Origin of the sequence: Brevibacterium luteolum (genome assembly GCF_025147615.1) — a bacterium.
GTDB lineage: Bacteria > Actinomycetota > Actinomycetes > Actinomycetales > Brevibacteriaceae > Brevibacterium > Brevibacterium luteolum.
In genome coordinates, this window is the sequence record NZ_JALXPM010000074.1 from 1 (window position 1) to 7813 (window position 7813).

The 7813-nt window shown below is 68.7% G+C and carries 7 protein-coding genes; 1 reads left to right on the forward strand and 6 read right to left on the reverse strand.

Translation table 11 applies throughout. From position 1 onward, the window contains the following. Positions 1 to 114 precede the first annotated feature (114 nt). The 3 genes from M3C25_RS12745 to M3C25_RS12755 all read right to left on the reverse strand — a co-directional run bounded on the left by M3C25_RS12745 (position 115) and on the right by M3C25_RS12755 (position 4200). Positions 115 to 2445 carry a 5'-nucleotidase C-terminal domain-containing protein gene (locus M3C25_RS12745; RefSeq protein ID WP_259857121.1) on the reverse strand — a complete coding sequence of 777 codons (2331 nt, stop codon included), beginning with the start codon at positions 2443 to 2445 and terminating at the stop codon, positions 115 to 117. A gap of 226 nt (positions 2446 to 2671) precedes the next feature. Next, positions 2672 to 3559, reverse strand: a complete 888-nt coding sequence (gene truA / locus M3C25_RS12750) for a tRNA pseudouridine(38-40) synthase TruA (RefSeq protein ID WP_259857123.1) — start codon at positions 3557 to 3559, stop codon at positions 2672 to 2674. Continuing rightward, the gene (locus M3C25_RS12755; protein WP_259857124.1) at positions 3556 to 4200 is read right to left on the reverse strand and encodes a hypothetical protein; all 645 of its coding nucleotides are present in this window, start codon (positions 4198 to 4200) and stop codon (positions 3556 to 3558) included. Before M3C25_RS12755 ends, truA begins: the two co-directional genes overlap by 4 nt. A 194-nt stretch (positions 4201 to 4394) precedes the next feature. On the opposite strand from M3C25_RS12755, the gene M3C25_RS12760 reads away from it, so the two are divergent. Then, positions 4395 to 5570, forward strand: coding sequence for a glycosyltransferase family 4 protein (locus M3C25_RS12760; RefSeq protein ID WP_259857126.1), 1176 nt, complete (start codon positions 4395 to 4397; stop codon positions 5568 to 5570). A gap of 25 nt (positions 5571 to 5595) precedes the next feature. Here the strand turns inward: M3C25_RS12760 and M3C25_RS12765 are convergent, their stop codons facing one another. From M3C25_RS12765 to M3C25_RS12775, 3 genes are read right to left on the reverse strand one after another with little or no spacing between them, the layout of a single operon-like run. Next, complete coding sequence (locus tag M3C25_RS12765) at positions 5596 to 6210, reverse strand: energy-coupling factor transporter transmembrane component T family protein (RefSeq protein ID WP_259857128.1); 615 nt, start codon at positions 6208 to 6210, stop codon at positions 5596 to 5598. Further along, positions 6207 to 7037 carry an energy-coupling factor ABC transporter ATP-binding protein gene (locus M3C25_RS12770; protein WP_259857129.1) on the reverse strand — a complete coding sequence of 277 codons (831 nt, stop codon included), beginning with the start codon at positions 7035 to 7037 and terminating at the stop codon, positions 6207 to 6209. The genes M3C25_RS12765 and M3C25_RS12770 overlap by 4 nt, the downstream gene beginning before the upstream one ends. Before the next feature lie 4 nt (positions 7038 to 7041). Continuing rightward, the gene (locus M3C25_RS12775) at positions 7042 to 7665 is read right to left on the reverse strand and encodes a biotin transporter BioY (RefSeq protein WP_259857131.1); all 624 of its coding nucleotides are present in this window, start codon (positions 7663 to 7665) and stop codon (positions 7042 to 7044) included. Positions 7666 to 7813: the final 148 nt, after the last annotated feature.

Sequence of the window (7813 nt, forward strand, 5' to 3'; positions counted from 1 at the left end):
AGCACGTGTGAGATGGGCGTATGCGCACCCCGGCCGCGGGCCCCCCCCCCCCCCCCCCCCGATGCTGGTGGCCGCAGCCGATCAGCGGTTCAGCTGACCGGTCTCACCTTCTGCTCAGAGCTGTGAGCGGCGGCGCACGGCGTAGACCGAGGCTACACCTGCACCGATGAGTGCCAGTGCGACACCGAGGGCGGTGGCGAGTTCGGCACCGGTGCGCGGCAGCCGGCCCTTGTCGTCCTTGCCCTTGCCGTCCTTGTCCTTGCCGTTGTCGTCCTTGTCCTTGCCGTCATCGGACGGGTCGTCGGAGGGCTCATCACTCGGATCGTCAGACGGGTCATCGCTGGGGTCGTCAGACGGGTCATCGGACGGGTCATCCGAGGGGTCCTCTTCGGGCACCGTGACAGCTGCCTCGACCTCATGGATGAGCGGCATCGGGTTGTCATCCCAGAACGCGTGCTTCGGATCAGCTGTCAGGCTCACGGTGAACGGGTACTCACCGGGCTTGGTGCCCTCCGGTGCCGTGATGGTGAAGGGGTACTCCGAGTCCCCGGCGGGAATCTCGTCGATCCGTGCACCGGCTGCCTGCTGTGCGCCTTCCTCCGCACCCGCAGCGCCCTCGGCGGCGTGCTCACCGTAGTCGACGGTGAAGCCCTCAGGCAGGTCCTTGACCTCGAAGACGACCGGACCGGTGACCTTCTCCTTGGCCTTGAGAGCGACCGCGAAGTTCGTCGGCTCGTCCTCGCTGCCGGTCAGCGTCGCGTCGACGGTGCCGTTGCTGATGACGTCGAGAGCGGCGTCAGCCTGGCGTTCCTTCTTGTCCGGGGAGACCGGGGAGTTCTCTTCGAAGTACTTCTGCCAGATCTCGAAGTCGGTCATGCCCGACTGCTCGAAGGTTCCGGTGGCGAACGAGGAGAAGTTGTCACCGCCGGCTGCCAGGAACGACAGCGTGGCGACCTTGTACTCCTTCTTCGGCTCGATGTCCTCACCGTTGACCTTGACGGACTTCACCCGGTCACCGGCCTCGGCAGTCGAGTCGTAGACGACGTCGAGCTCATCGGAGATGCCCAGGTGCAGGAACGGACGCGAGGCGTCCTCGGGCTGCCACTGCTCTTCGAACAGCTGGGTGACGGCCTCACCGGTCATTGTCACGACACCGTGGTCGTTGGCGAAGGGCAGCACGCCGTTGAGCTCGGCGACGGTGACTTCGCACTTCTCTTCGCTGTTGTAGATGTCATCGCACTTGAGGTCGGTGCGCAGACCACCCGGGTTCGTGATGCCGAAGTCGGCCTCTCCGAGCTGGGTGTAGGAGGCGCCCTCCTTGAGGGCGTCGGCGACGAGGTTGCCCAATGTCGACTCAGCGCCGCGGTCTTCCTTGCCGACCTTCTCTGCCCGCTTGATGTCCTCGGTGATCGAGCCGACGACCTGAGAGCCCTTCTCCTTGGCGACGTCCTCGGCATCGGCGATGATCTGCTTGACCTTCGTCACGCGCTCGGAGTCGTAGTCCTCGCCCTTGGTCGGCAGCACCTCATTGGTGTCGACCTTCCAGTTGCCGTCGGCATCGGCTTCGAGGACGAGCTTCGAGACGGCCTTGGCGTAGTGGTCGGCCTGCACGATCGGGCGGGTGCGCTCGGTGCCGGGGACCGGAGCTTCGAGCTCCATCTTCTTGTGCGAGTGGCCGAAGAACAGCGCGTCGACCGAGGCGTCGGCGTCGTCGACGAGCTTGGCGAACTCCTTGTTCGAGCCCTTCGCACCGTCGACGGAATCGGTGGCGTCGGGGCCGAGGTGGGCCTGGACGATCGTCAGGTCCGGCTTCTCGGCATCAGGCAGCGCTTCCAGGCGCGCGGCCTCGACGTTGACAGCCTCAGTCGCGTCGCCGAATTCGAGCCCGGAGATGCCGTCGGGTGAGACGAGGCTGGCGGTGTCCTGGGTGACGACGCCGATGACGGCGACCTTGACGCCGTCGACCTCGTACTGGTGGCTGGCCGGCAGGGCATCGAAGTGATCCTTCGTGCCCTCCTTGTACACATTCGCGCCGAGGGTCGGGAAATCGCTGCGCGGCACGATCCGGTTGCTCAGGTCATCGAGGCCGCGGTCGAATTCGTGGTTGCCGACAGCTGAAGCGTCGAGCTCGAGGGCGTTGAGGTAGTCGATCGTCGGGGCGTCCTCCTGGGCGGAGGAGGTGTAGATCGAGGCACCGATGTTGTCACCAGCCGACAGCAGCGTCGTCGCTGCCTCGCCGCCGTCGAAGGCGGCGCGCTCACGCTCGATGACCGAGGCGGTGCCGACACCGTCGGCGTCGAGGCGGCCGTGGAAATCGGTGATCCCCAGGATCTGGATCTTCTTGCCCTCGTCGACGGCAGCCATGGCCGGGAGTGCGCCGAGCGGCACAACCAGTCCGGCGGCGGCTGTGGCGCCGATGAGCAGGCGGGGCAGGGATGAAGCCATTTTCGTCCTTCGTCAGGTACCTGAATCGTCTCCGCGCCGGGCCCGCTCAGGGCCGGAGGCGCACCGTCCCAGCCTGCCGTCTGCCGATTGCCTCACGGCGAACTGAAGCTGAACGTGCTGTGAAAACGCTCAGGTTCTTCACATGGTCCAGGAATCACTCTCTCATAGACCGGGGCCGGCCGGAACCCCCTGCACGCAGATGCACCTGCTGATGAGCCAGCGGTGCTCAGCTGGCGGCCGACTCGGCATCCCGCCGGGCGCGGGTGCGCTCGGCACGCGCGTGCCACTCCCGAGGCGGTGGATACTCGACGTGCTCCATCACCAGGCCGTGGGCAGGGGTGACGAACATCGGGCCGAGGTCGGTGCTTCCCTCCTCGGCGCGGGCGATGAGCTCGGCTGGCCGGGTGACGGGCCAAGCCCCGGTGCCGACCTTCATGAGCCCGCCGACGAGCGCGCGGACCATGTGGTGGCAGAAGGCGTCAGCGCGCAGGTCGATGACGATGATGTCCTCGTCATCGCGGGTGACGGTGCAGTCGAGCAGGGTGCGGATCGTCGTCGATTCCGGGCGCGGTTTGCAGAAGGGCAGGAAGTCGTGCAGGCCGAGGATCTCCTGGGCCGCGGTGTGCATCGCCGCAGCGTCGAGGCGCTCCTTCGACACGGTGGTGTGCCCGGCGGCCAGCGGGTCGAGGAAGGAGTGCGGGTCGGCGATCCGGTAGGTGTAACGGCGCGAAACCGCAGCGAAGCGGGCATCGAAGGCGGCATCGACCTCGGAGGCGGCGTGGATGACGATGTCGTCAGCGCCCAGGTGGCGCAGCGCCCCGCGCAGCCGGGCGGCCAGCGCATCTCCGGCGGTGCGGGCGGAGCGGCCGATGAGCCGGGCCGCGATGGCATCGGTGATGTCGAGGTGGACGACCTGCCGGCGGGCATGCACCCCGGCATCGGTGCGCCCGGCGACGACGGTGCGCACCGGGGTGCCGCAGATCGTCTCCAGTCCCGCCTCGATGAGGCCCTGCACGGTGCGGGCCTCGGGCTGGCGGGCCCAGCCGTGGAAGTCGGTGCCCCGGTAGCCGAGGTCGAGGCGGACCCGCCTGCGCGACCCCTCCGTCTGACTCACAGGCCCTCGCTCAGCCGGCCGGGCCGGTAGTCGAGATCGCTGCTGGGCACGATGTCCTGGGAGTCGGTGTCGAGGTCGAGGTCGAGCTCGGAGTACGGCACCGGGGTGAACTCCGGGAAACGGCGGGGCATGAGCACCGGCAGCATGCCGCGCCGGCGACTGCGGTAGCGGACGACGTTGGCGTTGTAGTAGCGGGAGCCAGCGGCGATGCGCGATTCGACAACACACATCTGAATAAACAGCGCACGGGCGACATACTCGGCATCCGAGGCCGACTCCCCTGGCGCGACCTGCTGCTCGCCGAGGCGCTGGTGCAGCTGTGCAAGAGCCACGGTGAGCTGCTCTTCAGCTGCGCCCACCGCCTCGGGCCCGGTCGACTGGCGGGCGGCGGCGAAGGCACCGGCGACCGCATCGACGCGCGAGCGCAGCTGCGGGTTCTCCTCGACGAGTGTTGCGCATGATTCGAGGAAGGAGGGGATGAGGGAGCGGCGCTCGTGGATGTCAGCACTCAGCTGCCGGTGGCCTTCAGTGCACAGATCGCGGGCGAGGCTGAGCTGATTGAACCTGATGACGAGGATGACGATGGCGACGAAGAGGAGCAGGCAGACCAGTCCGGCCAGCCACCACAGCAGCGTCGGCATCGTGTTCCTTTCCTCAGACCTCGAGAAGCGCCGGCGCACCGCATCCGCCCAGCCTGGTGCATCGCCAGCCGGCAGGTTCGGCGCCGCCAACAGTTTACCGTGTGTTCGCCTGGACCTCCGGGCTTCGCCCGGAGTTGTCCGACACGTCACATCACGGCCGAACGAGCGTCACGCACACCCGGTGCACTGGAATCATGCGTGTCGCTATTCTGGCCGAATCATTCCTCCCGCACATGAACGGGGTGACGCATTCGCTGCTGCGGGTGCTCGATCACCTCGCCGACCGCGGCGACGACGTCCTCGTCATCGCCCCCGGCACCAAACGCGACAAGCCCCACGAGGTGGCTGGTGCGCCGATCGTGCGCGTGCCCTCCTTCGCACTGCCGAAGTACCGGCGCGTGCGCGTGGCCCCCGGCGGTGTCGCCCGGATCCGCCGGCTGCTCGCTGAGTTCGAACCCGATGTCGTGCACCTGGCCTCCCCCTTCGTGCTCGGCTGGCGCGGCGTGCTGGCCTGTCAGGACCTCGGTCTGCCGTCGGTGGCCGTCTACCAGACCGAGGTGCCGGCCTACGCCGCCCGCTACGGGATGCACGGGTTGGAGCAGATGCTGTGGCATCACGTGCGCAACATCCACCAGCACGCCTCCCTGACCCTCGTGCCCTCCAGCTACGCTGCCGGCCAGCTGACCTCTCATGGGGTCGGCACGGTGCGCACCTGGGCGCGCGGTGTCGATGCCAGTCGCTTCGACCCGACCCGCCGCAGCGAATCCTGGCGGCAGACGATCGCCCCGAACGGTGAGAAGATCATCGGCTTCGTCGGTCGCCTCGCAGTCGAAAAACAGGTTGAGGACCTCGCCGTGCTCGCCGGCGATCCTTCGCTCAAGCTCGTCATCGTCGGCGAGGGCCCGCAGAAGAAGCGCCTCCAGCAGGTGCTGCCGAATGCTCACTTCACCGGGTTCCTCGGCGGTGACGCGCTCGCCCAGGCGGTCGCGAGCTTCGACGTCATGGTCGCCCCCGGTGAGCTGGAGACCTTCTGCCAGACGATCCAGGAGGCGATGGCCTCAGCCGTGCCGGTCGTCGCACCGGCGCGCGGCGGCCCCCTCGACCTCGTCGACTCCTCGCGCACCGGCTGGCTGTATGAGCCCGGCGACCTGCGAGCGCTGCGTGGTCACGTCCGCGACCTCGCCGGCGATGACGCCAAGCGCTGCGCCTTCGGCCAGACCGCCCGCGCCACCGTCCTCGGCCGGTCCTGGAAGTCGGTGTGCTCCCAGCTCATCGGCCACTACGCTGCCGCCATCGAGAATCCCGCCCCGCAGGTCATCGGCCGCTCCGGGGTGGGTGCGCCCCGCTGGGCGCAGGATCGCGTCGGCTGAGTCCCACCGTCGCCGAGGCGGTGGTTCAGTCCCCGAGGCCGCGGGCGTCGAGTGCCCGGCCGGTGTCCTGGGCGAACTTCACCGCACCGAGCACCACGGGCACTGAGCGTGCCTGGATGTTGCGCTCCAGCCCGCGAGCCCGCGCGGCATCCGCTGACTGCCCGACGAGCTGGGCCATGAACGGGATCGAGCGCACCGTCAGTGCGGCGGTCAGCGCGACTCGCTCGGCGTCGATGCCGAGGAATCGCAGCGGGCGGACGAGCACTGCGAAGGCCTCGAGCAGTTGGCCGATCGAGGAGGTGAGCATGAGCAGGCCGGCGGCCTGGACGCAGACGATGAGCTTCGACACCATCGCCAGCGCTTGAGCGGCATCGCTGACGATGAGGTGGAAGGCGATGATGAGGGCGACGAAGATCCAGATCGCCCGCAGCGGGGAGAGCACCTGGCCCAGCCGCAGCCGCGAGGTCAGCCCGCAGGCGACGAGCACTGCGAAGACGCATGCGTCGAAGATCGGGTTGCGCAGGGCGAGCACGACGATGCTGATCGCTGCGACTGCCCCGAGTTTGAGCAGCACCGGGGTGCGGTGCAGCCAGCCGCCGGTGGGCACATAGGTGCCGAAGAACCGCGACTGTCGTCTCATGCCTGCTCCTCGCCCGAGGCGGTGGTCCCGTCTGTGGGGCGGCGGGCTGCCGAGACGGTGGCGGTGATGAGCTGCCGGTAGGCGGCCACGGCCTCGGCTGGGGTGGTGTCGGCGACGATCCGGCCATCGTGGAGGACCAGGGTGCGTTCGGCATCGCAGGCGAGGTCGAGGTCGTGGGTGGAGACGATGAGCTGGATGCCGCGGCGGGCGGCGAGATCGTCGAGGGTGGCGCGCAGCAGCTCCCGGTTGGCCAGATCGAGCAGCGTCGTCGGCTCATCGAGCACCAGCACCGTCGGGGAGACCGCGAGCACGCTGGCCAGGGCGACGAGCTGTCGCTGGCCGGAGGACAGTTCGTAGATGGAGCGTTCGGCCAGGTCCCCGACCCCGAACTCGGCGAGGACTTCGAGAGCTGCCTGCCGGCGGGCGGTCGTGTCGCGCAGGCGGCGTTTGAGGGAGAGTTCGACGTCTTCGACCGGGGTCGGCATGACGAGCTGGGCGGCCGGATCGGAGAAGACGAATCCGACCTGCCGGCGGACTGCCGCCCCGTCGTCGACGGTGTCGAGGTCGCCGAGGCGTACGCGTCCGCGGGTGGGTGCTGTGAGCCCGTTGATGAGCTGGAGGAATGTCGACTTGCCCGATCCGTTGGCGCCGATGACGCTGATGCGCTGTTCGCGCAGCGTCAGGGTGAGGTCGGTGAGCAGGGTGCGGGTGCGCAGTCGGCTGCTGGCAGGATCCATGTCCTCGACGGTGACGGCGACATCGTCGAACACGACGCCGGCCCGGGCCCTGTCCTGGGGCCCGGGTGCCGGGGTGTGTCCGTCGGTCATCTGGTCAGCGCCTCACGAGGATGGCGGGAAAGGCGCGGTGGATGAGCAGGGCGAGTGAGGCGGCGACGATGTTCTTGACGACATCTCCGGGCCAGTACGGCAGGTCGGCGACGAACGCCGCCGAGAGCGGGATGCCGGCGTTGATCGAGATGCCGAGGATGCCCAGCGGGTGGGTGGTGAGGAAGCTGGCGATCAGCCCGCCGATGAACAGGGTGGCCCACAGTCTGCCGCCGGTCATCCGCTTGACCGCCCAGCCGGCGAGGCCACCGGCGAGCAGCGCGAAGAGCGGGAAGGCGATGAGGTAGCCGGCGGTCGGCCCGGCGAGCACGCCGAGGCCGCCGGAGAAGCCGGCGAAGATCGGCAGTCCGATGAGCCCGAGCACCAGGTAGAGCAGGGTGGCGAGGAAGCCGCGCAGCGGGCCGAGTGTCAGCCCGGTCAGGCCGATGACGAGGGTCTGCAGGGTGATCGGCACGCCGACGTTGCCGACCGGGATCGGCGGGGTCATCGCGAAGGCGGCGATGAGTGCGGCGAACACTGCGATGAGTGCGATGTCGGTCGACGTGAAGCGGCGCGCCGGCCGGCGGGTGCCGGATGCCTCGGCGGCACCGGAAGCGGCAGGAGAGGTCATGGAGACTCCAGTCTGTTCTCAGTCAGGATGCAAACCAGAACACCATAGCTGAACACCGTTCAGTTCTGTGCGGCGGGCACAGCCGAACGAGCCCTGCGCTGGCGCTCGCGCACACCAGCCGGCTGCTGGAGCCCACCGGCCCCCGCCG

Bases quoted from the DNA above. Each gene is read 5' to 3' on its own strand.
- M3C25_RS12745 (WP_259857121.1), bottom strand. From the start codon at position 2,445: ATGGCTTCATCCCTGCCCCGCCTGCTCATCGGCGCCACAGCCGCCGCC.
- M3C25_RS12755 (WP_259857124.1), bottom strand. From the start codon at position 4,200: ATGCCGACGCTGCTGTGGTGGCTGGCCGGACTGGTCTGCCTGCTCCTC.
- M3C25_RS12760 (WP_259857126.1), top strand. From the start codon at position 4,395: ATGCGTGTCGCTATTCTGGCCGAATCATTCCTCCCGCACATGAACGGG.
- M3C25_RS12765 (WP_259857128.1), bottom strand. From the start codon at position 6,210: ATGAGACGACAGTCGCGGTTCTTCGGCACCTATGTGCCCACCGGCGGC.
- M3C25_RS12770 (WP_259857129.1), bottom strand. From the start codon at position 7,037: ATGACCGACGGACACACCCCGGCACCCGGGCCCCAGGACAGGGCCCGG.
- M3C25_RS12775 (WP_259857131.1), bottom strand. From the start codon at position 7,665: ATGACCTCTCCTGCCGCTTCCGGTGCCGCCGAGGCATCCGGCACCCGC.